The organism is Pseudoalteromonas sp. P1-13-1a (assembly GCF_001401875.1).
Taxonomy (GTDB): domain Bacteria; phylum Pseudomonadota; class Gammaproteobacteria; order Enterobacterales; family Alteromonadaceae; genus Pseudoalteromonas.
In genome coordinates this window covers 103,214-125,963 of record NZ_LKDV01000003.1, presented here as the reverse complement: position 1 = coordinate 125,963, position 22,750 = coordinate 103,214, and the positions used below count along the sequence as shown (strand labels likewise).

The following is a 22,750-nucleotide window of genomic DNA, read 5'->3' as shown; positions in this document are numbered from 1 at the left end:
ATAGTGGTTTAACGTAATCTTGTGCTCCAATTTTATTAGGGTTAATAGCTATGTTTTCGCTAAATAACAGTAACTTATTACGCTCAGGTTTTGAGCTTGGCAAAGGCGATAAGCTTTTTCAAGACATTGAGCGCGATATTATTAAGGTGGTGTTTTGGGAGCAATGTGTAACACAAAGCCATATTGTGAGCGCCACCCGAATTCCGCAGCAAACTGTCTCGCGTTTACTTAAGTCGTTAACCCAGCACGGCGTAATAGTGCAAACCGATACGCTAATTCCTAATAAAAAAGGTAAACCGGGGTTTGGCATTGCGCTAAACCCCGATTACGGATTTACCTTTGGTTTAGCTATTTTGCTTGATGCCATTTCACTTGCAGTTATGGATTTTACAGGCAAAGTAGTTTACACCCACATGCAGCTAATGTCGGATATGAGCATTAATAACGTGCTTAAATGCGCGCAAAAGCTGGTGGATGATATAAGCGCAGAGCGCGATATTCCAAGCGATAAAATATTGGGTATGGGCGTGGGTATTTCAGGCTTTTTTAGTTCTATGGACGGAAAAATGAATACCCACCATATGCTAGAAGAGTGGTCACAGGTTGATATTATCGATATTGTATCGCAGCACTTTCAGTTACCTACTTGGGTGGTTAACGACGCCACAGGCGCCGCCGCGGGCGAGGGCGTTGCAGGTATTGGCCGTGAGTATAAAAACTTTGTATATATGTTTGTATCGGCCGCATTTGGTGGCGGTATAGTTAATAACGGCGACGTATTGCATGGTACATACGGTAACGCTGGTGAGCTTGGCGACATGTTACCGCCTAAGCTGTATGCCCATCCAAATTTAGAGTTATTAAAACGTATTTTGAAAAAAAATGGCGTTGCTGTTAATTCAATTTACGACTTGCACGATAACTTTGACCCAGAATGGCCAGGCGTTGAAGAATGGCTATTTAAAGTTCAAGACTCGTTTGATTTAGTCGCAACCTGTTGCTCAGCGTTATTAGATGCAGAAGCGATTATTATTGGTGGCCATATACCTAAAGAGCTAGCTGAAAAAGTAATAGCGCGTACTGAAGTTTATGCGCAATTTAGACGAGGTGCTAAACGCCCAATGCCTAAGCTGGTGGTGTCTAATATTGATAATTTTCCGGTGTCGATAGGCGCAGCCACATTGCCATTTAGAGAGTTGTGTTTGTAGCTTAAGAGAAACCTAAAAACAAAAAAGCCGATATTGCATAAGCAATATCGGCTTTTTTGTTTGGGTTACTTACTCTTCAACGAACGGTTCACCTTCTGTCATCCACTTAGCGGCTGGCTTGCCTTTTAAGTAATGATCAAAGTACTGCATCATACGTATTGAAAAATCGACCTGATTAGGAAACTTTTTCAAATGATGTGGTTCGCCTTCATATTGTAAAAAGGTCGCGTCTTTACCCGCTCTGCGCAGTGCTAAGTAGTATTGCACGCCTTCGTGCCAAGGCACTGCATCGTCTTTATCGCCAAACATAATTAAAATAGGGGTATTTACTTTATCTGCAAAAAACACTGGTGAGTTTTCTATATACAGCTCGGGTGCTTCAAATAAGTTTTTACCTATACGGCTTTGTCCTGTTTCGTATTGAAATTGACGTGCAAGGCCCGACTTTAAACGTATGCCACTGTACGCACTGGTCATGTTTGATACCGGTGCGCCGGATACAACCGCTTTAAACATATCTGTTTGGGTGATCATAAATGCACTTTGATATCCTGCCCATGAGTGCCCTTGTAGGCCTATTTTATCTGGGTCGGCTATGCCTAAATCTATAAGCTTTTGTGTGGCGTTTATCATGGTTTGCGTTGACGATTTACCTGGGTGGCCTATTTCAAAGCGAATATCAGGCAAAAATACTGCGTAACCATTTGAGGTGAACATAGGGAAGTTAGGACGATGATTTAGCTCCATTTTAGGAAAATCATACATGCGCTGGCTCATATAGCGGTAAAAGTACACAACAACCGGTACTTTATCGCCTTTTTTGTAGCCTGCAGGTTTAATTAATACCCCTTGTAAGTCTTCGCCGTCAAAGCCTTTATAACTAATTAGCTCTGGCTTTTCGCCCCAGGAAAAATCAGCAATTTGTGGGTTTAAATGAGTTACCTTTTTAGGCGCTGAAAAGCTAAAATCAGTTTGGTAGTAATCAGGGAATTGTTGGTAAGTTTGCTCGGTAAATAGGTATTTATCGGCATTTTTTGCTTTTTTTACTACATCAAAGCGCTTATTACCGTTAAGTACTTTAGTGACTGTGTTTGAGCCTAAGTCGAGCTTAGCAACTTCACGCTGTTTTGATTGTAAGTTCACAGCCGATAGTAGCAACGTGTCATCTTTATTATAGCCAACTAGGTTTTTATCTAGCTGAATTACGCGATATTGGGTGTCAGTATCTTTACCGTTTGTAAGTTGGGTTGCTTGCTGGGTATTTACATCAAACGCCCAAATATCGTATTTGCTATACACTAATACTTGGCTGCTGTTATTTAACCAACCGGCAAACCCATAACCAGGCTGCGCTGACGGGTAGTCGTGCTTGTCATCTGCAAAGGTGGCATTAATGGCTTTGCTAAGCGCGGTTACTTTATTATTTTTTAAATCTTTAAGCTGAACTTGGCTATTAGCAAAATAAGCAGCGTACTGACCATTTGGCGCAAGGCTTGGTGTAAACGGTGAGTTTTTAACAATGACTGTTTGCTCACCAGTATTTACATTGATGCTGTAGTAGTCGGCAAAAAAGCCGCCGTACATTATTTTTTCAAGATGCGCTTGGTTTGAATAGCCTAATACACTTTGACTACGGTTAGTGTTAAGCGCTAAATCGCTCACTTTTTCATTACTAAGCTGTACTGTTTTTTGACTATCTAAATGTAAAACTGCGCTGTAATGACGGTTTTTATTTACCTTGTTCCATTGTTGTTCTTCGCGTGGTTTTATTTGAGCGTCGTTATTGTGCCAAACTTTCAGCCCTTTATGCTCACGAATCGTGTCAAAGTTATACAGTGACGCTGTATCAGTGTATTCTTTTGCTTTTACTTTTGCAGCAAGTTTTGGGTGGTTTTCAAAGTATAAACGCTCGCCATCTTCGGAGAATGTAATTTTTGCTGTTTTGCCTATTACCCAGTCTTTATTAGGGGGGTCGATAGTGCTAAGGGTATTATTTTGCCAAAGTTTTAGTTCATATTGCCTACGGCGTGTATCGTCATTTACATAATTACCTAAGCTAAATGCTGCAATATCTTTGCTTGGATGCCACACAATTGTTTGCGCAACAACACCAGGCTCATCGATTAGTACACTTTGTGCAAAGTTGTTGTTTAGTTCAAGTAGGACAATTTGATTATTATTGCCATCGCTGTAACTTTGGCTTGCGAGTAACAGGCTGGCTTTAGGGCTTATGGCGTAACTAAATACATTATTTATGCTATGTGTTGTATTGTTTTTTAAATCGACAATAACCAGCTCAAAGCTTTTATCTTTTTTGTCTGGCGTGATCTCGCTTTTTTCTTCTGTTTTATTGTCGGTGGTTTCGTCTTTTTCAGCTTTTTGATCAACTCGGTAAGCAAGCCACTGGCCATTATCAGCTAATACATAATCTTTTACGTCGGCAAATTGTTGTTTTTCGCCGGTTTGAGTGTTGATTAATATAAGGTTGTTTTTTAGCTCAGATTTCTTTTTAGTGGTCTCTTGCTTTAAAAGCGTTGGCACTTGTGTGAAGGCCACCCAGTTAGCCGCTTTGTTAATAACGGGCTTGGTGCCGCGCTCTACAGTGCTAATGAGGGTGTTAGTTGTTAAGTCATAAACTTGCCCGTTTGCATTGCCACGGTAAGGCTTAGCGCTAAAGCTGAGGATTTTACCATCATCTGAAAGTTGTGTGTTTTTTGCGTACTTAAAATCGAATACGTCTTTAAATTCTAACGGCTTTTGAGCCCAAGCAGCTGGGCTTGCCAAACTTGCAAGCAGAGCTGAGCTTAAAAAGGTGAGCGTTGTTTTCATTATTGATTCTCGTTTTTCACAGTACTTTTAATGTAATAAGTATTGTAGCGAGTTTGCTTTATATTTCGAGCGGATCAGATAAGCGGTATAAGAAAAGGGACGAAAGGGTAAGCGTTAGCGCGAATAACTAGCGCTAACGGTAAAATAATAAAGTAAGGTTATAACCAAATTTTTTGTAGCTCTGGCCATTGTTTTTCAAATTGCGAACTTGGCTTTACTTTAAAGTCGCTGCGTACAAACTGGTTCATTTTACCTTCAACATAGGCTAGTAAAAAGTTAGCCAGGGTAAGTTCGTCACTTTGGAAGGTTTTTCCTTCACGAAGCTTTCGCTCGCGCAGTACTTGTTTAAATTGCGTTTCTAGTTTTTCAAATAAACCTTGTACACGTTCGCGTAAACGCTCTTGCTCGCCTTGTAGGGCGTCGCCGGTAAGTATACGTGTAATTCCTGGGTTTTTTTCTGCAAAGGTGAGTAGTAATAATAAAATATTATAAACGCGTGTTTGGCTTTCTTTTTCGTTTTCTAAAATAAGGTTGATGCGCGATAAAAGTGTGTCTTCGATAAATTCTATTAGGCCTTCAAACATACGTGCTTTACTTGGGAAGTGGCGGTAAAGCGCCGCTTCAGACACGCCCACTTCAGCAGCAAGCTTTGCAGTTGTAATCCGTTGTCCTGGGCTGGTTTCTAACATTTGCGCGAGGGCTTGCAGTATCTGCTCTTTGCGATTACTTCTTTTTGTCGCAGGCATGAACCTTCCTTTTTTATTTGTTATTTTTAGCTGGGGCTAGTCATTTTCTGTTCAAATGAGTGGCTTATGTTAATGTTTTATTCAGTTTGTTTCCAGCATTTTTATAGATGTTTAGCGAGCTGTTCGATCACTTGATGCGCAATTTCTGTTTTACTTGTTGCTGGTAATTCTACGCTTTGATTATGCCAATAAAGTGTTAAAGCATTATGATCGGAGTTAAAGCCTAAGCCACTTTTTGATACATCATTTGCACAAATCATATCTAAGTTCTTATTTTTAAGTTTACCCTTTGCGTAGCTCTCTACATTTTGTGTTTCTGCTGCAAAACCTACTGTATAAGGGCGGCCTTGCTCTAAGCTTGCAACGGCGGCTATTACATCGGGGTTTTTAACAAGTGTAAGGGTAAGCTCATCGCCTTGTTTTTTCATTTTTTGAGTAGCGACATTCGCTGCTCTGTAATCAGCTACGGCGGCGCAACCAATAAAAGCGTCAGAATGTACGGCATAGGCTAATGACTCATTTAAAAGCTGTTCAGCACTTTCTATGTTTATTAAATTAGCACCAGCAGGGGCTTTAATAGTCACTGGGCCTGAAATTAAATTAACTTTAGCACCAAGCTCTAACGCAGCTTGTGCAAGGGCATAGCCCATTTTTCCTGAGCTGTGATTAGAGATAAAGCGTACAGGGTCAAGTGGCTCACGTGTTGGCCCAGAGGTAATGGTAATTGTTTTACCCGCTAATAATTGCGGCTGCTCTGTGGCCGTGCACAAAGCTACAAGCTCATGCGGCTCTAGCATGCGCCCAGCACCTACATCGCCACACGCTTGCTCGCCTTTGCCAGGGCCCCAAATTAATACATTACGAGATTTAAGCGTTGCCAAATTAGCTTGTGTAGCAGGGTGAGCATACATTTGCTGGTTCATTGCAGGCGCTATTGCTACTTTTGCGGGGGTTGCCAGTAATAACGTTGTTAGTAAGTCATCGGCAATGCCTGCAGCCATTTTGGCAATAGTATTACTCGTTGCAGGTGCGACTAAAATTAAGTCAGCCCATTTTGCAAATTCTATATGGCCCATTGCAGCTTCAGCTGAGGGGTCAAGTAATGAGTCAGACACTATCTCGCCGCTCACTGCTTGCATGGTTAATGGAGTTATAAAGTGTTTAGCTGATTCGTTCATAACGACTTTTACTTCGCAACCTGCGTCTTTTAAACGCCTAACGAGCTCGGCACATTTATAGGCTGCAATACCGCCAGTGATGCCAAGTACTATTTTTTTGTTTGATAAGTTAGTCATGAGTGTTTTCAGCTTGAGTATGTATGTAGGCTAAAATAACAAATCTTTGTGCTTTGAGCTAAGTTTTTAAGATTAAATAATCAGGCTAATTTTGAAATTTGCATTACAGTTATATGACTGTTTTTTAATCATCAAGGATGAATAATGCAATTAACTTCGTTACCTAATTCACTTCGCCCCCGTGAAAAACTCATTGCTAAAGGACCCAAAGCCTTGAGCGATGCGGAGTTATTAGCGATTTTTTTGCGTACGGGTTTACCTGGCATGAATGTTATTGAGCTTGCGCAGCACCTGCTTAACGAAAATAAAACATTGCATAATTTATTTAACGCCAGCCAAGATGAGTTTTGTGCGCAAAAAGGCTTAGGGGTGGCAAAATATGTGCAATTGCAAGCTGTGCTTGAGCTAAGTCAGCGTTACATGCAGGAGCGCTGCCAGCGCGATGCGGTGTTTAATTCGCCAAATGCGGTATATGAATATTTAACACTGCAAATGCGTGGGTTACAGCAAGAAGTGTTCATGGTGCTCTACCTTGATAGTCAAAACCGTTTGGTAAAAGACGAAATATTGTTTTATGGCACGATAAACTCAGCCAGCGTTTACCCCAGAGAAGTGCTTAAAGCGGCCTTAAAAAACAATGCTGCGGCTATTATTTTGGCGCACAACCATCCTAGTGGTATTGCCGAGCCAAGCCAAGCAGACAAACTTATCACTCAAAAATTACAGCAAGCGTTGCAATTGGTAGACATAAATGTGCTTGATCATATTATCGTGGGAGGAGAAACGTGTGTTTCATTTGCACAGCGAGGCTTGATTTAACTTTGCTTGGTGAATAAGTGTGTTAAAAATGAGCTGTTTGAGGTGTTTTGGCAAATTAGTTTAATTTAAATGCAGTTTTTACTTTCCCTAAGGGCATTCGATCTTTATAATTAGCCGCTATCAAATTTACATATGAGCTGGTTGGATAGATCAGTATTTGATCTTTGCCTGTAAAAGCTGTATAAAGAGCGCCCTTCGATTTATCTAGGGCACAAATACATGGCCTTAGGTTAAATTAAGCTCGAGCGAAGTTATTGGAGATATATAGACATGTCTAAAGTATGTCAAGTTACAGGTAAGCGTCCAACGGTTGGTAACCACCGTTCACACGCGAGAAACGCGACTAGACGTCGTTTCCTACCTAACCTACAAACACACCGTTTTTGGGTTGAAAGTGAAAAACGTTTTGTAACACTACGCACTACTACTAAAGGTATGCGTATTATCGATAAAAAAGGCATCGACGCGGTACTTACAGATATCCGTGCTCGCGGCGAAAAAGTTTAAGGAACTGAATCATGCGCGATAAAATCCGTTTAGTTTCAACTGCTGGTACTGGTTTTTTCTACACTACCGACAAAAACAAGCGTAACATGCCTGAAAAAATGGAAATCAAAAAATACGATCCTAAAGCTCGTAAACATGTGATTTTCAAAGAAGCTAAAATCAAGTAATTTAGTTTTCTTTCAGAATTGTAAAAACCCAGCTTAGGCTGGGTTTTTTGTTTTTAAAGTTACATATTCGTAATGTATACGCCAACTTACTCTAAAACCTAGGCATAAAAAAACCTTGCAGGTAAAACCCACAAGGTCATTATTTTAAAGCTTACAGCTTGGCAAACACGTCTTGTAGTGGTGGTACTACTTGCTTTTTACGGCTTAATACACCGTCTAGCCACACTTTACCTTCGCTTAGTTTTTCACCATAAGCTTGCTCTACAAGTGTTGCATCATCTGATGCGATCAGCATTTGTGAGCCTTCTTTCATGATGTCGGTAAGTAGTAAAAATACTGAGTGGCGGTTACCTTCAATTTTTAGCTTAGCAATATCGGCTTCTAAGTCTGCTTTAATTTCGTCAAACACTGCAAGGTCGATTACTTCTAGCTGGCCTATGCCGACTAGATTGCCGTTCATGTTGAAGTCTTTAAAATCACGCATTACTAAGTCACGTACTGGTGTGTCTTCAACTGCAGACTTAACACGGAACATGTCCATGCCTAGTTCTTTAAAGTCTTCAATGCCAGCGATCTCTGCAAGTGCTTCTACACATTTAATATCAGCCGTTGTACAAGTAGGCGATTTAAAAATAACGGTGTCGCTTAAAATTGCACATAGCATGATGCCAGCGATGTCTTTAGGGATTTCTACGTTGTAGAAGTCATACATCATTTTAATAATAGTGTTAGAACAGCCAACTGGGCGAATCCAGCACTCAAGTGGTGTAGATGACGTTAAGTCACCTAACTTATGATGATCGACTACGCCAACAACGCGTGCTTGGTCGATATCGTCAGGTGCTTGTGTTTTTTCGGTGTGATCAACAATATATACATCTTCGCCAGCGTAGCTTAATTTAAGCTCAGGTGCTTCGAAGCCAAATTTATCTAGGATAAATTGTGTTTCTGGTGATACTTCACCAAGGCGTGTTGGAATTGCTGGCTCATCGATTTGGTTTTTTAAATAAGCCAGTGCAATTGCACCACAAATAGAATCTGAATCTGGGATTTTATGGCCCACTACATACATAGACATTGACGGAACTCCTTTAAATTTGCAGATATTCTACCAAAGTCTGTGGCCTTTAACATATAGACAGTGCAATTAAGTTTTAGTTACACTTTAAAATCTTGAATTTACTGGGTGTATAAATATGCGACTAGGCCGCAAAGGTTGGAACAACGTTATTATTTTTTCGATGTTGATTATGATCTTTTTTTTAAATGGCTGGCATAAGCAGTTTTTAGGGGGCGAGGACGGGCCTAAATTACAGCCTGTACTGCCATTACAAAGTTTTGTGTTAACTCTGAGCTTTGTTGATCAGAAAATTGAACGTATTGGTACTAGTTGGCGTACAACCGCATTAAAAGAAAATACGCCAGTGAGCTGGGATGCATCACCGCAGCAGTTAGCTGAGCTAATCAATAGGTGGCAAACGGCTGCCTTATTGGAAGTAAATGAGTCGATGGTATTTAACCCCAATTCACCACTTTATGTTGCCACCTTTGAGTTGGCTGGCGAGCGCTTACCTTGGGTTTATTTACTTTATAAAGGCAGCGGGCAATATTATTTGCTCGAGAAAAATAGCCAGCGTGTTATGGGGCTTGATTTAGAAACTGCAAAGCAGTTATTTCCAAGTGTTGATTTTTCAAAAAGTGAGTTGCATTAATGCCTGAATTACCAGAGGTAGAAGTTAGTAGACTGGGGATCACCCCACATATTGAAAACCAAGTTGTAAGCAAAGTTAATATTTATAATGCCAGTATGCGCTGGCCTGTGCCAGATGATGTTTATAAGTTAGAAGGGCTCAAGGTAGAGCGAATCGAGCGCCGAGCAAAGTATTTGTTACTGCACTGCGAATTAGGGAGTGCTATTTTACATTTGGGAATGTCGGGTAATTTGCGTGTTGTGGATAAACGCGAGCCACTTAAAAAGCATGATCATGTTGAGTTTATTCTTAGTAATGACAAGGCGCTGCGATTAAACGACCCTCGCCGATTTGGTTGCTGTTTATGGCAAGCACCGGGTGATGTTCATAAGTTGCTTTCAAAGCTTGGACCTGAGCCGCTTACGGATGATTTTTTTGCAAAGCGTGTATACGAGCAATCGCGTAATAAAAAAGTCCCCGTGAAGCAATTTATTATGGATAACGCGGTGGTTGTGGGCGTAGGTAATATTTATGCCAATGAGTCGTTATTTAAAGCGGGGATACACCCAAAACGCGAAGCAGGCAAAGTATCGCTAAAGCGTTATCAAACCCTCGTTCCTATTATTAAAGACACCCTAGCAGCGGCAATAACACAAGGTGGTACAACCTTAAAAGACTTTGCCCAAAGTGATGGCAAACCAGGTTATTTTGCGCAGCAGTTGTTAGTGTATGGGCGAAAAGCAGAGGCGTGCGTAACGTGTAAAACGCCACTTGAAGAAATTAGGCTAGGGCAGCGCAGTACGGTGTTTTGTAAGCACTGCCAAAAATAGCCATGTTATAGCTCAAAGGGGGCCACACCGACGGCTTTCATTTTATAGCCCACTTGGGCTATTTCGCCCGACCAGGTTTCAGTGCTGATAATGCCTGTGACAACAATCGCATCATACAAGCTCTCTATGGGCACACCGCCTTTTACTGTTACATGAACGATTTGATTTGGCGGCGGGGGCGGTACGTGAATACACGCGCCAAAGTATGGCACAAGTAAAAACTCAGTAATGACTTCGCTGTCGCCCTCTAGTGGAACAACAAACCCCGGCAAGCTCACTGATTGCCCATTTAATGCTTCAACCACGGGAGCATCTAATTCTGGTTGCACCCAGTTTTGCTCGCTGCCCTCGTGATTGGCCTGTGCTTGAGTATCTATTTGTACATGCCCTTGTGGGATTAAGTCTTCCCAAAAAATTTCTTTTGGTGGATTTGCACTGCTGTTAAAGCTAATAAGGAAGTAGCCCACTAGCATGCTGTAATAAAGCGCAGATTTAAAAAGTATCATGAAATTCCTAAAATTAAGTTTTTATACTCATACCATCGCTAAGCGAATAAAAGTAAGCGCGGGTGGCGGGTATTAAGCCAATTATAAACCCAGCGGCCATAATAACGCCTATTAAAGTGAGTTCATAGTAAGAGAGCATGGCTATATTAACGCTTATACCTGCATGGCTTTGCAAATAGCTACTACTAACAAGCATAACGCCATAATATAAACCACAGCCAACTAGGCAGCCTAATAACGTTGTAAATAACGACTCCATGCTTATGAGTGTAAAAAGCTGCCATGGCCTTGCGCCCACTGAGCGTAAAATAGCAAGCTCTCTTCGGCGTTGGTTTAAATTGGCCAGTAGTGTGGTTAACATGCCCAATAAACTGACCAATATAACAACGCCTGAAAACAGTAAGAGTACTTTTTCGACAATGGCGAGCATTTGCCACAGCTCTTTTAAGGTGACTGTGGGCATAATGGCCAGCAGAGGCTCTTTTTTGTATTGGTTTATATTGCGCCTAATTTGCAATGTATATAAAGGTGAATCGAAGCCCATTAAAAATGCAGTAATTTGATTTGGTTCACCGATTAGGTTGTTATGCTCATCGTGCTCATCGTGCTCATCGTGCTCATCGTGCTCATCGTGCTCATCGTGCTCATCGTGCTCATCGCTTTCACCATGTTCAACATTCGATGAATGTACGCCGCCATGGATTAAATCAATTGCAGCTAGAGGTATGTGCAAGGTTTTATCTACTGGCGTGCCGGTGGCGTTTAAAATACCAATTACAGTAAACGGGTTGTCTTTATGATGGTGAAAACTTGTATTACCCATGCCGTGTGAGATTACTATGCTATCACCTAGTGTATACCCTAAACGGCTCGCTACATCGCTGCCAAGTACCACCTGGTTTACACGCTCAAACGCGTGGCCTTGTTGAAAACTTAATGTTTGCTTTTTACCAAAGCGATAGTGGGTAAAGTAATCGCGGGTTGTACCAATTACAGCTTGGCCTTTATGACTGTCGCCTAAACTAATAGGAATGCTCCATTTAACACCACGTTGAGCTGTGATGTACTGATAACTTTGCCAACTCACCCCATTATTGGCATGGCCTATTCTGAATACGGATGAAAGCAATAGCTGTATGTCGCCGGTACGGGCACCGACAATCAGGTCTGTACCGGAGATGGTATTACTAAAACTGGTTTTTGCATCCACGCGAATTCGCTCAATACTGAGTAATAGCATCACGCTAATAGCAATGGTAAACAATGTCAGTAGTACACTCGCTCGGCGGTTAAGCAAACTTTTATATGCTAATTTAGTCAGGATCATAACTGCTCCTGTAAGCTAGCTAGGCTGATTGCACGATTAAATAGCGGCTTCAATGCTTCGTCATGGCTTACAAAAACGAGCGTGCTGTTGGCACGCTTAGCCTGTTCGAATAACAGCTTTATAAAGCTTTCTCTATTTGCGGTATCAAGTGCCGAGGTAGGCTCATCAGCAATTATGAGCTCTGGGCTGCCAATAAATGCGCGAGCAGCGGCAACCCGTTGTTGCTGGCCAATGCTGAGCGAAGCAACATCTTTACTATGATATGACTCACTTAAACCTAATGCTGTTAATAAACGTATCGCTTCTTTTTGTAAGCTTGGCTTAGACTCTGTTGTTTGCTGTAAGGCTTTTTGTTTTCTGCTTTTTGAAAATTCACAGCCAAGCGTGACATTCTCAATGGGGGTCAAATACGGTAATAAATTAAAGTTTTGAAAAATATAGCCTATATTCTCCGCTCTAAATGCATCTCTTTGCGTATTGCTAAGTGTATTCAAATCGCAATTTAAAATACGTATACTGCCACTGCTTGGTGTGTTTATACCTGCTAATAGTGTAAGTAAGGTTGACTTACCAGAGCCACTAGGACCATGTAAAAAAATATGCTCGCCTTTATCAATCCTAAGGGTTGGGATATTTAGCGTAGGCTTGGCATCATTTTTATGCCATTTAAAGGTTATATTATTAAGTTCCATCATACAGTGTGGTTTTACCAACCCCAATACTTAAGGTCTTTACGCATTTTAAAGCTTCTAATTAAATTTATTGGCTTTGGTTTAAGTTTGTCGCTTTTATGTAAAAACTCATTAGCTGCATTAAGCACGCGTAAACTAGATTTACCGTCGCTATAAGGGTGGATATCTAGGCAATAATTTTCAATATGCTGCATTAAATTTTTAGGTCTCGTTAATGCGTGCTCTATTGCTGATTCTATTTTATCAGCCTCTGTCACATTGATTAAATGAGGCTGAGGCTTTTGATTTCGAAATGTAACAACGGGCTTTCTTAGTAATAAAAACATTAATAGCACCGATGATGTATCACACAGCATTATATCTGCCGCTTTCAGAAGAGGGATCACATTGTCGGTTTCTATAAAGGTTAAGTTTTTATTATTTAATGCTTTATATTTATCTACCCATTCTTGGGGCATTTTAGGATGAAATTGCATTAAAATACGCCACTTCCCTTGCAGGCTAAAATGCTTGATTTTCTCATATAGTTTGGGAGCTAGTGACAGATTTCGTGAAAAAGTAGAGCAAATTAATAGTGTAGGGCGTGGATCATTATTTACATAAGGGTTGTTTAGCGTATTACTAAAAAGTGGGTCTAATGTTGGCCAGCCTGTTTCTGTTACTTTAAAAAAACCATATTGTCGAGCCAACTCTTTAAATTGGGTGGTGGTATTGGGACCCTGTGTACAGTATAAGTCGAAACATCCACGAATATTAAAGTGATCTTCTTTCCCTCTTCTATTTAGTTTCCCTGAATTAAAACCATGAAAAACAGCTACTTTTTTACCAGGAATAAAACTTGGAACAATATTACCAGGAATAAAAACTAAATCTGGATTCCATTTCTGGATGGCGGGAATTGAGTTTAAACGCTTTTCATCATCATCTAAAAAGTCAGGGTTTACCTCATTACCCGCTAAAAACCAACGTACCTCACCACCATGCGCTAAAATTTGTGCTTGTAATGGCCTTAAAATAGCGTACGAATAATTTTGCGAAATATACATTAGGTATTTTTTATTTGCGGTCGCGGTTAGGTAGTTCAAGCGGTACTCCTCTAGTTAGCACGCTAAGTTTACCGCATTATTACAGCCATATAAATATTGCTTAGTTATTTAACCTGAGCTTTGGATAATAAACCAGCAGCTATTTTCAGCGCTAACGCCGTTGAATTTACTTGCAATAGGGCAGCTATCAACGCGTAAATTCGCCTTTTTATCATTGAAAACCTCTGGCTAGAGAAAATAAATTAGATATCACCATAATTCAACACGCCCTAGTAAATCTCTTAACCAAGGGTCAGGTTATTTAGTTTTCAGTGCTGATTGAGCTTTAGGGTAGGCTGATTTATTATATAGTGCTTATAACCCCATACCATACTTTGCTCTTTGAGCACCCCTAACCCCGGAGATAGCATGACTAGCTATAAAGTTTTAGACATTAACGATGATTTACCCATTCGCACTAAAGGTGACGTACACAGCGGTAAAGTTCGTTCGGTTTATTGGCTAACAGATGAAGACAGCGCACGCCTCATTAAAGAAAAAAACTATAAAGTTCCGCAAGGAACTGAGCTTGCAATTATGGTTATTTCAGACCGTATTTCTGCTTTTGATTGTATTTGGCAAGGCGAGAATGGCTTAAACGGCGTGCCGGGAAAAGGTATTGCGCTTAACTCTGTTGCATCTCATTGGTTTACGTTATTTGATAAAGCTGGCCTTGCGGGTAACCACATTGTTGACATTCCGCATCCTTACGTATGGATTGTGCGCAAAGCAAGTACCGTTAAAGTAGAAGCAATTGCGCGCCAATACATCACTGGCAGCATGTGGCGTGATTACAGCAAAGGAGTCCGCAACTTTTGTGGCATAGATTTACCTGAGGGATTAACGGCAAACCAAAAGCTTGAAAACGTACTAATTACGCCTTCTACAAAAGGGATTATCGAGGGCGTGGTTGATATTCCACCCGTTGATGATGTAAACATTACGCGCGCTAACATCACTGATAACCTAAATGTATTTAATTTTAAATCAGCTGAAGATGTAACTAAGTACGAAAAGCTATTAGTTGAGGGTTTTAAGCTAATTAGTGAAGAGCTGGCAAAGCTTGATCAAATATTTGTAGATACAAAGTTTGAGTTTGGTTATGTAGAGGATTTAGACGGTAACCAACAGCTTATTTATATTGATGAAGTGGGTACTCCTGATTCTTCACGCATATGGGATGGCGCGGCGTACCGCGATGGTAAAATAATCGAAAACTCTAAAGAAGGATTCCGCCAGTTATTAATTTCTAATGTGCCAGAAAGTGATGTGCTATTAAATAAAGACCGTATGAGTGAGCGCGAGCAGCTTGCTAAAGACTTTATTTTACCAGAATCGGTGATGCTTGAGGTGTCTAACACTTATGTAGGCATAGCGAGTAAAATTATTGGCGAAGAGATTGTTATTCCAGAAGATCCTCGCCAAGAAGTGGTTAATATTTTAGATACTGATTACGGCCTTATTGTAAAATAGTACAACTAAAGTATTAAAATAAGCAAAGCCCAGTCTTTATTTTTGGTTACTGGGCTATATTCCTTGCAATTAGTGCTGGTCTCTAATTAACTTAACCTAAGATTAACTTTTAGGTGTTGTTATGTTTAGGCAAGTGCAGCAAGTTTTTAATAAAAGAGGTTATTTACTCGCCGCTACTTTATTTTTTAGCCAAGGCGTACTGGGTGCAAATATTGACTTAGTAATTCAAGATCAACATGGTCAGCCATTACCAAACGCGGTCGTTGAGCTTTATAAAGCGGCAAAGCATGAGCGCACTTCGTTACCCGTTGCAGTAATGGACCAAGTAGATAAAGCGTTTTTTCCCGATTTACTGGTAGTGCAAAAAGGCCAGCAGGTTAATTTTCCTAATAGTGATAATATTCGCCATCATGTTTACTCTTTTTCTCAGGCCAAGCCATTTCAGCTAAAACTCTATTCAGGTCAACCTAAAGAGCCCGTTACTTTTGATCAACAAGGTGTTGTTGTACTAGGCTGTAATATACATGACTCTATGGTTGGCTATATTTATGTAGCCAATAGTGAGCACGTTTATAAAACCAACAATACGGGTAAGTTAACCTTAGACATAGCCTCTTTACCGACTACGCTGAGTGTGTGGCATGCGCTACAAACTGCACCGTTGGAAAATAAAAAAATGATAACAATAAATAATAATGAGCTAATAATTCAAATAGATACATCCACCCCAGCCCCAAGAAATACGTTTGGTAATAAGTTTAAGGGCGGTAATGACTAACAGTTTAAAAAACCGCATTATTGTTTTGTGTGTAGGCTTAGTGTTACTGACCACTATGCTGAGTATTGCTAGTTTTTGGTGGTCCACAAGTAAATTTCAAGAAGAAAAAGTAAATCAAAATATTAGCGTGGCGCAAAATGTATATAAGCAATATCTGAGCGCAAAAGAAAGCTTGTTGCTGACAGCCGCTAAAGTACTCACAGCCGACTTTGGCTTTAAGCAAGCGGTTGCCACTCGCGATGCGGGCACCATAAGTAGTGTGTTGTTTAACCACAGTCAGCGTATTGATGCAGAGCTTATGCTACTGATTGATTTATCGGGTAAATTAATTTCAGCCAATACTCATGCCGATTTATACCCTCAAAACTTAAAGCCGTTACTGGATGAGTTACTAACTTCGCCAGAGCAATCGAGCTTTGTTGTTCTTAATAAACAGCTATACCAAGTTATTTTACTACCTGTAAGGGCACCTAGAACCGTTGCTTACAGCTTAGTGGGTTTTAAAATTGACGACGAAGTCGCTCTTGAACTTAAAAACCTAACAGGAATGCATGTCAGTTTTATTGCTGAGGAAAATAACTTAGTAAGGAGCTCTTTACTTGAGCGCCCAGAGGTTTTTGCCCCTAAAAACTACTTTAATACCACCACCACAACGCGTTTGTTTGGTGATTACCCTATATATAAAAACCGAGACATCACGCTGCCCTCCCTGCAAGGAAACTTAGTAACTATATTACTTAGCGCTGATTTAACACAAAGCTATAACGATTTTGAAAACTTATTGTTTACGTTAATTATTATGGCCATTCTAACGATGCTAGTGGGGGTTGTTACCAGTAGTTTACTGGCAAATAACTTAATCACTCCCCTGTCGCAGCTTGCACTAATAGCCAAACAATTTGCTCAAGGTAATTACGCGTTTGAATTTAATGCTTCTAAACAAAGTACTGAAATAGCAACCCTTGCTAACGCCTTTGATAATATGGGTAACGATATTAACGAACGTGAACAAAAAATTAGTTTTCAGGCACGCCATGATTCGCTAACAGGCTTTTATAACCGCTCGGCTATGCTTGAAGTGCTCGACGATGAGCTTACTTCCTCTACACAATACACCCTTGTGGCTATAGATATAAAAGGCTTACGGCATATAAACGATAAACTTGGCCCACGGATAGGCGATGAATGTTTAAAAGCCGTTGCCAATCGAATTAGTGGTTTTTCGGACGAACTTGGCGGCTTTCATGCGCGCATTGGGGGGGATGAATTTTTAACTGTGTTCCCAAGCGCCGCCGCTAGAGAGAAAAAAAGCGGTATAGTAGGTTTAATGGCACAGCTTTTAGCTTGCTATACCATTAAAACACTAAAAATTAACTTACGCTTTAGTGCAGGGGTTGTAGAGTACCCAACACAAGGGATTACCAGCGACGACTTAATGCGCCGTGTACTTATTGCTGTAGACAATGCAACAGATAGCCAAGACAGTATTCACTATTATCAAAATGGCGAAGACGAAGCGCATTTAGACCGTTTAAAAATACTCGATGAACTAAAACAAGCCATTAACGATGATGATGGGCAGTTGTTTATGACCTATCAGCCCAAGTTGCATTTACACACAAAAAAAATAAATAAAGTTGAATCCCTCATCCGATGGCAGCGTAAAGATGGCAGTTGGGTAAACCCAGAGCTGTTTATTGATTTAGCTGAGCAATCGGGGCTTATTGTAGAGCTTACATCTTGGGTTGTTAAAACGGTGGTTTCTCAAGTGGCTGATTGGCAGGCTAAAGGAATTGAAATGCAAGCTGCCATTAATGTCTCGGCGCAAGATATTGCCTCACCGAGCTTTCACTCTGCGCTCGTGCGTACATTAAAAAAATACAAAGTTGATCCAACCCTTATTACTGTTGAATTGACTGAGCGCGACATGATTGAAAACGAAGAAAAAGGCATAAAAGCGTTACAAAACTTAAAAGCCATTGGTGTCAAAATTTCATTGGATGATTATGGCATAGGGCAAACATCATTGGGCAGATTAAAAACTCTACCTATTGATGAGCTAAAGTTAGATAAGTGCTTTATTTTAAAGTTAGATGAGTCGCGTAAGGATCAATACATAGTGCAGTCGACTATTACCTTAGGGCATCAATTAGGCTTTAGTGTTGTTGCAGAGGGCGTTGAAAACAGAGATTCGTTAGATTTACTTAAACTTATGCATTGTGATCACGCTCAGGGGTATTACCTAAGTAAGCCTTTAAAAGCAGAATTGTTAGAACAGTGGCTAAAGGAATATTATGAAAAAAGTTAAGTGTTTATTGCTAGGGCTATTAATGACTTCGAGTTTTTATGGGTTAGCAAGCGACGGTAAATTGTTAGCAACCCCAGGGGTTTCGCAAATAGAAGGTAGCGGGGGCGGCGGTATTGTGCCATGGGCACAGCTTGCAGGCTATGCCAGTGAAGACGAGTTCTCTGTAAATGGCTTTTGTAGTCATGCCGATGTAACCGATTACACATTAGATGTGTGTGGAGCACAAGTTAACTTATTTAATCGTGTAGAGTTTAGCTATGCACAACAGCGCTTTGACGTCCCTGCACTTGATACCGAAATAGAGCAATCTATTACGGGGGCTAAAATTCGCTTATACGGCGATATAGTTTATAGCAAATGGCCGCAATTGAGCTTAGGGGTTCAGCATAAATCCCTTGATGATGGCGCTGTTGCGACTCTTGTAGGGGCAAAGGATACTAGCGGCACCGATTACTACCTTGCAGCAAGTAAACTCCATTTAGGCGCTGTAGGGGGGCTTAATTGGTTTTGGAACCTCACAACGCGCTACAGTGAAGCTAATCAACTCGGGTTACTTGGCTATGGTGGGGCAAATGATAATGCAAAAATTTTATTTGAAGGCAGCACTGCAGTATTTTTAAGCCGAAGTGTTGCTGTTGGTATTGAATATAGGCAAAAGTCCAATAACCTTAATTTAGGTGAGCAAGACTGGAAGGATTTGTTTATTGCGTGGATGCCAAACAAGCATGTGAGTGTTACCGCCGCATACTTAGATTTAGGTAGCATTGCAGGTGCGAGCGATCAAACAGGGTGGTACTTATCAGTAACAGGGTATTGGTAATGAAAAACGTGGTTATTTTATGGTTATGTTTAAGTGCGCTGGCTGGGTGTGTAGGCTCAACACGTTTATCTCTTTATCAACAACTTGACGGGCGGGCGGGGCTTACGCGTATTGTAGACAGCTTTATTTACCAAATAGGTAATGATGATCAAGTATTGCATTACTTTGAGCACAGCGACATAGACCACTTTAGGGAGGGCTTTATTATGCACATGTGTGCACTCGTTGATGGCCCATGCAAGTACAAAGGTGATTCTATGGTAGATATTCATACTGGCATGCACATAACTGAGAAAGACTTTAACCATGTGGTGGACCTGCTCGTAAATGCGATGGAAGATCAAAATATTAGCCATAGTGTACAAAACGAGATTTTATCTAGGATGGCACCGCTGCGTAGTAAAATAATAAAAATTTAGGTAACATCTGTAAATTATTTACCCGTAGCAGTGAACCTTACTTTTGTAATAGTGTCCACTTAGTATTATTTCCCTATAAACAATAATTGGCGCGCACAGCTTGTATGTCTTACCTCTTTATATCCCGCAAAAATGTACACGCAAAGTACTATAAAAAAATACTTAAAAAGCTGAGTATGGATTGCCAACTGCATGTTATGGGGGCGCCAAAGCTTTCAGCTATAAACTATTTAGCCAAAGCGTTTAAAGTTGATTTTACCGATGTTATTACTGCACAACTAAAACGTAAGCGCGCCCGTAACAACCTTTGGAACAATGCTTTAGTATCTGCGGTTTACAAGGCGGGGCTGCGCTTTTTTGAACGTTTACGTTATGCAAAATATTTAGCTTTATTAACTGAAGTTAACCCTGATGTAATCGTTATATGGAATGGTAATAAGCTGCCTAACACTACCGTTGCTATGGCTGCCAGGGCACTGGGCATTAAGCAGTTTTATTATGAAAATGGTTTGCTTCCGGGAACCACTAGTTTAGACCCCCAAGGTATCAACTTTAATGCGTCGCTAAGCCGAGATCCTGATTTTTATTTAAATTTTAATGTAAATAATGCCTTAAACTTTGATGCTCCAGCATTGGTCCCACGAGAAAATCATAAAAAACGCTGTGAATTTGCAGCTGAAAATATACCTGAACGTTATATTTTTGTGCCGTTTCAAGTGCCCCACGATACGCAATTAGCGAGTTTTTCACCATGGGTTGATTCTATGGAAATGCTATACGATGAGGTTATAAGCGCAGTGAAGGCGTTGAACGATCCTAGTTTAAAGGTCGTTTTTAAAGAACACCCCTCATGGCATAAGCATTACACTCATTTATACAATAAGGATCCCATTGGGTTATTTGCAAACGGGAATAAAACCTGTGAACTTATTGAATGCGCAGAGGCGGTAATAACAATCAATTCTACGGTAGGTTTAGAAGCGCTGTTATTAAATAAGCGTGTTATTACTGTAGGACAGGCCTGTTATAATATAGAAGGCTTAGTTAAGCATGCTGAAACTCGTGAGGGCTTAGCTGCTCAAGTAGCAGAGGTAGCTCAAGGATGGCAGTTTGATCCGCAGCTGCGCGATAAGTTTTTTTGCTATTTAAAACATGTTTATAGTGTGCCGGGCGTTTGGAAGCACGCAGAGGAAGAACATATCAAAGCAATCGAGTTACGTTTTAAAGGGGCAGATAAATTTGCTCAATTCAACAATATTGCAGCTAATTAGTTCTTTCAGTTGCGTATTAATTATTAACATGTGTGATTTACCCATAAGGGCAATTTTTACAGCCATTTTTACAGCACGTTCCTCGTTTTAAAAAATACCACTTACTAAACACCATGTAGCCACTTTGCATGGTGTAATCTAGCCCTTCTATTAAGTGGTCATTACCTCTAAATTTTTTAGCAAACTCAATTTGTGCTTTTATTGGCTGCGTATAAATATGCGCTAAATAAGCGTTTATTTCATTAAGTGTACATTGCGGGCATAAACAGCTTGTTGCTGACTCTTCAAGCGGTAAAATAGCAGGTAATTGGTTACACCAACATGCGTTTATATCGTTTACATTACAATCAAGCGTAGTGTGACATTGTGAGCAGTTTAATCTCGTCATTTTAACTCTTATCAGCAGTGGAGCAGCAAGAATAACAAATATTATGAATATACAAAAAGCATTGGCCGAATTTATTACTTTTGGTGAGCAAAGAGATGACGCTATTAGCGTGATTATCTCTACTCCTGCAAAGGAAAGCGCCCCCATTTATACACTCACAAAACCGGTATTGATTCACGTGCTAACTCGCTGTGTAAATAACGAAATAGAGCTGGATGATTTAGAGTTATGGGCAAATGTTGTTGATTCTAGAGATGATATAGATAGCGGCGAATACGAAGGGGTTATTTTTGCGCTCAGTAATAGCGAGCAAATGGGAGAGCTTGATCGCCAAAAACTTGAAAAATTATTGGCATTATTAAAAGAGTAGATATTTAGGCTGATTCACATTTTTAGATGTGGGCTTATTGCGGTTATATATAGCGAATACATAAAAAAGCCGCATTTAAATAAAATGCGGCTTGGTATTTTATTTTTTAACAACTGACAAAGTGTTTACTTGTGGTATCCCAAGCATGTTTCTACTTCGTTTTTAGAGCCTAATATGACTGCCACACGCTGGTGGATTGCATCAGGTTGAATATCCATAATTCGCTCAGTACCCGTTGAGGCTATACCACCTGCTTGCTCAACTAGCATAGCCATGGGGTTGGCTTCGTAAAGTAAGCGTAGCTTGTTGGGTTTATTTGCATCTTTAGTGTCGGTTGGGTACGTAAACAAGCCGCCTCGGCTAAGTACGCGATGCACATCGCCAACCATGGCAGCAATCCAGCGCATGTTAAAGTTTTTAGCGCGTGGACCCGTATCGCCAGCGAGTAAATCATTAATATAGCGTTGCATTGCTGGTTGCCAATGACGTTGGTTAGACGCATTAATAGCAAATTCGTTGGTATCAGCTGGAATAGTGGCAAAATCTTGTGTTAGTAAAAAGCTGCCTTGGGTTTTATCTAGCGTAAACATGCGTGTGCCTTTACCTGTAGTAAGTGCAAGCATAGTTGATGGGCCGTAAAGTACGTAACCTGCAGCCACTTGTTTATGGCCAGGCTGCATAAATATACTTTGATCGGCGGCATCTGAGCCTTCAGGCGCTTCCATAATCGAAAATATAGTACCAACCAGTGAGTTTATGTCGGTGTTTGATGAGCCGTCAAGGGGGTCAAACGCCACAATGTATTTAGCGTCTTGGTTACCTGCAACTGTGTAGTCTTCTTCTTCTGAGGCGATGGCTTTAACTGCCCCAGACTCCAGTAAAATATCTTTTAAAAGCTGATTAGAGAGTACATCGAGCTTTTTTTGTGTTTCACCTTGAATGTTTTCATCAAGCGTTGACCCTAATACGCCAGAAAGCGCACCTTGGCCAACACGAAACGATATTTCTTTACATGCTGCTAAAATGGTTCTAATTAACGATAAAAGTTCTCTAGGGCAACCGTCTTCTAGTAATACGGGTGGGAGTCTACGCATTCTATTTTCCTGATAACGTGTACTAGCTAATCTAAATGTGAGAGAGATTAACTTAGTGCGCTGAATTTCGTCTTAAATACCTGTATTGTTTAAATAGCACTGTAATAATGGTGCTACCTAATCGTAC

The 22,750-nt window shown here is 40.5% G+C and carries 23 protein-coding genes; 13 read left to right on the top strand and 10 right to left on the bottom strand.

Features of this window, described 5'->3' with window-relative positions; translation table 11 throughout:
• Positions 1 to 50 precede the first annotated feature (50 nt).
• Positions 51 to 1,208: an ROK family transcriptional regulator gene (locus tag AN391_RS04210; protein ID WP_055014237.1), complete on the top strand. Its 1,158-nt coding sequence runs from the start codon at positions 51 to 53 to the stop codon at positions 1,206 to 1,208.
• Between the two features lie 69 nt (positions 1,209 to 1,277).
• Here the strand turns inward: AN391_RS04210 and AN391_RS04205 are convergent, their stop codons facing one another.
• The 3 genes from AN391_RS04205 to coaBC form a co-directional block, all read right to left on the bottom strand.
• The gene (locus AN391_RS04205; RefSeq protein ID WP_055014236.1) at positions 1,278 to 4,037 is read right to left on the bottom strand and encodes a prolyl oligopeptidase family serine peptidase; all 2,760 of its coding nucleotides are present in this window, start codon (positions 4,035 to 4,037) and stop codon (positions 1,278 to 1,280) included.
• A 158-nt stretch (positions 4,038 to 4,195) separates the two neighbouring features.
• Positions 4,196 to 4,783 (bottom strand): nucleoid occlusion factor SlmA, encoded by a 588-nt coding sequence (slmA, locus tag AN391_RS04200; RefSeq protein WP_004587943.1) that lies wholly within the window; start codon positions 4,781 to 4,783, stop codon positions 4,196 to 4,198.
• Positions 4,784 to 4,884: 101 nt separating this feature from the next.
• Complete coding sequence (gene coaBC, locus AN391_RS04195) at positions 4,885 to 6,078, bottom strand: bifunctional phosphopantothenoylcysteine decarboxylase/phosphopantothenate--cysteine ligase CoaBC (RefSeq protein WP_055014235.1); 1,194 nt, start codon at positions 6,076 to 6,078, stop codon at positions 4,885 to 4,887.
• A gap of 144 nt (positions 6,079 to 6,222) precedes the next feature.
• Here coaBC and radC point away from each other — a divergent pair, with 144 nt between their 5' ends.
• From radC to rpmG, 3 genes are all read left to right on the top strand, one after another.
• Positions 6,223 to 6,897 carry a DNA repair protein RadC gene (gene radC / locus AN391_RS04190; RefSeq protein WP_055014234.1) on the top strand — a complete coding sequence of 225 codons (675 nt, stop codon included), beginning with the start codon at positions 6,223 to 6,225 and terminating at the stop codon, positions 6,895 to 6,897.
• A gap of 270 nt (positions 6,898 to 7,167) precedes the next feature.
• Positions 7,168 to 7,404 (top strand): 50S ribosomal protein L28, encoded by a 237-nt coding sequence (rpmB, locus tag AN391_RS04185; protein WP_004587946.1) that lies wholly within the window; start codon positions 7,168 to 7,170, stop codon positions 7,402 to 7,404.
• A gap of 11 nt (positions 7,405 to 7,415) precedes the next feature.
• The gene (rpmG, locus tag AN391_RS04180; RefSeq protein WP_022946036.1) at positions 7,416 to 7,571 is read left to right on the top strand and encodes a 50S ribosomal protein L33; all 156 of its coding nucleotides are present in this window, start codon (positions 7,416 to 7,418) and stop codon (positions 7,569 to 7,571) included.
• Between the two features lie 151 nt (positions 7,572 to 7,722).
• Here rpmG and AN391_RS04175 read toward each other — a convergent pair whose 3' ends face one another.
• On the bottom strand, positions 7,723 to 8,649 hold the full coding sequence (locus tag AN391_RS04175) for a manganese-dependent inorganic pyrophosphatase (protein ID WP_055014233.1): 927 nt from the start codon (positions 8,647 to 8,649) through the stop codon (positions 7,723 to 7,725).
• 118 nt (positions 8,650 to 8,767) lie between these two features.
• Between AN391_RS04175 and AN391_RS04170 the strand changes: the two genes are divergently transcribed.
• Together AN391_RS04170 and mutM are read left to right on the top strand one after the other, a co-directional pair.
• Positions 8,768 to 9,283, top strand: a complete 516-nt coding sequence (locus AN391_RS04170) for a hypothetical protein (RefSeq protein WP_055014232.1) — start codon at positions 8,768 to 8,770, stop codon at positions 9,281 to 9,283.
• Positions 9,283 to 10,092 (top strand): bifunctional DNA-formamidopyrimidine glycosylase/DNA-(apurinic or apyrimidinic site) lyase, encoded by an 810-nt coding sequence (mutM, locus tag AN391_RS04165; protein ID WP_055014231.1) that lies wholly within the window; start codon positions 9,283 to 9,285, stop codon positions 10,090 to 10,092. The genes AN391_RS04170 and mutM overlap by 1 nt, the downstream gene beginning before the upstream one ends.
• Positions 10,093 to 10,097: 5 nt before the next feature.
• Here mutM and AN391_RS04160 read toward each other — a convergent pair whose 3' ends face one another.
• Genes AN391_RS04160 through AN391_RS04145 form a run of 4 tightly spaced genes read right to left on the bottom strand, consistent with a single transcriptional unit; the run spans position 10,098 to position 13,702 of the window.
• Positions 10,098 to 10,598, bottom strand: coding sequence for a DUF3299 domain-containing protein (locus AN391_RS04160; RefSeq protein ID WP_055014230.1), 501 nt, complete (start codon positions 10,596 to 10,598; stop codon positions 10,098 to 10,100).
• A gap of 13 nt (positions 10,599 to 10,611) precedes the next feature.
• Positions 10,612 to 11,925 (bottom strand): ABC transporter permease, encoded by a 1,314-nt coding sequence (locus AN391_RS04155; protein ID WP_055014229.1) that lies wholly within the window; start codon positions 11,923 to 11,925, stop codon positions 10,612 to 10,614.
• Positions 11,922 to 12,620 (bottom strand): ABC transporter ATP-binding protein, encoded by a 699-nt coding sequence (locus AN391_RS04150; protein WP_055014228.1) that lies wholly within the window; start codon positions 12,618 to 12,620, stop codon positions 11,922 to 11,924. The genes AN391_RS04155 and AN391_RS04150 overlap by 4 nt, the downstream gene beginning before the upstream one ends.
• 11 nt (positions 12,621 to 12,631) lie before the next feature.
• On the bottom strand, positions 12,632 to 13,702 hold the full coding sequence (locus AN391_RS04145) for a CDP-glycerol glycerophosphotransferase family protein (RefSeq protein WP_082429297.1): 1,071 nt from the start codon (positions 13,700 to 13,702) through the stop codon (positions 12,632 to 12,634).
• 369 nt (positions 13,703 to 14,071) lie between these two features.
• Here AN391_RS04145 and AN391_RS04140 point away from each other — a divergent pair, with 369 nt between their 5' ends.
• The 6 genes from AN391_RS04140 (at position 14,072) to AN391_RS04115 (ending at position 20,771) form a co-directional block, all read left to right on the top strand.
• A complete protein-coding gene (locus AN391_RS04140; RefSeq protein WP_055014227.1) occupies positions 14,072 to 15,175 on the top strand; it encodes a phosphoribosylaminoimidazolesuccinocarboxamide synthase in 1,104 nt (367 codons plus the stop codon).
• A 121-nt stretch (positions 15,176 to 15,296) separates the two neighbouring features.
• Positions 15,297 to 15,953 (top strand): methylamine utilization protein, encoded by a 657-nt coding sequence (locus AN391_RS04135; RefSeq protein ID WP_055014226.1) that lies wholly within the window; start codon positions 15,297 to 15,299, stop codon positions 15,951 to 15,953.
• Positions 15,946 to 18,261: an EAL domain-containing protein gene (locus AN391_RS04130; protein ID WP_055014225.1), complete on the top strand. Its 2,316-nt coding sequence runs from the start codon at positions 15,946 to 15,948 to the stop codon at positions 18,259 to 18,261. Before AN391_RS04135 ends, AN391_RS04130 begins: the two co-directional genes overlap by 8 nt.
• Positions 18,248 to 19,081: a DUF3034 family protein gene (locus AN391_RS04125; protein ID WP_055014224.1), complete on the top strand. Its 834-nt coding sequence runs from the start codon at positions 18,248 to 18,250 to the stop codon at positions 19,079 to 19,081. Before AN391_RS04130 ends, AN391_RS04125 begins: the two co-directional genes overlap by 14 nt.
• Entirely contained in the window at positions 19,081 to 19,500 is a 420-nt protein-coding gene (locus AN391_RS04120) for a group 1 truncated hemoglobin (RefSeq protein ID WP_055014223.1), read from the top strand. Before AN391_RS04125 ends, AN391_RS04120 begins: the two co-directional genes overlap by 1 nt.
• 176 nt (positions 19,501 to 19,676) lie before the next feature.
• On the top strand, positions 19,677 to 20,771 hold the full coding sequence (locus tag AN391_RS04115) for a capsular biosynthesis protein (protein WP_082429296.1): 1,095 nt from the start codon (positions 19,677 to 19,679) through the stop codon (positions 20,769 to 20,771).
• A 37-nt stretch (positions 20,772 to 20,808) separates the two neighbouring features.
• Here AN391_RS04115 and AN391_RS04110 read toward each other — a convergent pair whose 3' ends face one another.
• Positions 20,809 to 21,159, bottom strand: a complete 351-nt coding sequence (locus tag AN391_RS04110; protein ID WP_055014221.1) for a DUF5522 domain-containing protein — start codon at positions 21,157 to 21,159, stop codon at positions 20,809 to 20,811.
• A 43-nt stretch (positions 21,160 to 21,202) separates the two neighbouring features.
• On the opposite strand from AN391_RS04110, the gene AN391_RS04105 reads away from it, so the two are divergent.
• On the top strand, positions 21,203 to 21,529 hold the full coding sequence (locus tag AN391_RS04105) for a hypothetical protein (RefSeq protein ID WP_055014220.1): 327 nt from the start codon (positions 21,203 to 21,205) through the stop codon (positions 21,527 to 21,529).
• Between the two features lie 125 nt (positions 21,530 to 21,654).
• Here the strand turns inward: AN391_RS04105 and AN391_RS04100 are convergent, their stop codons facing one another.
• A complete protein-coding gene (locus tag AN391_RS04100; RefSeq protein ID WP_055014219.1) occupies positions 21,655 to 22,623 on the bottom strand; it encodes a class 1 fructose-bisphosphatase in 969 nt (322 codons plus the stop codon).
• Between the last annotated feature and the right edge of the window lie 127 nt (positions 22,624 to 22,750).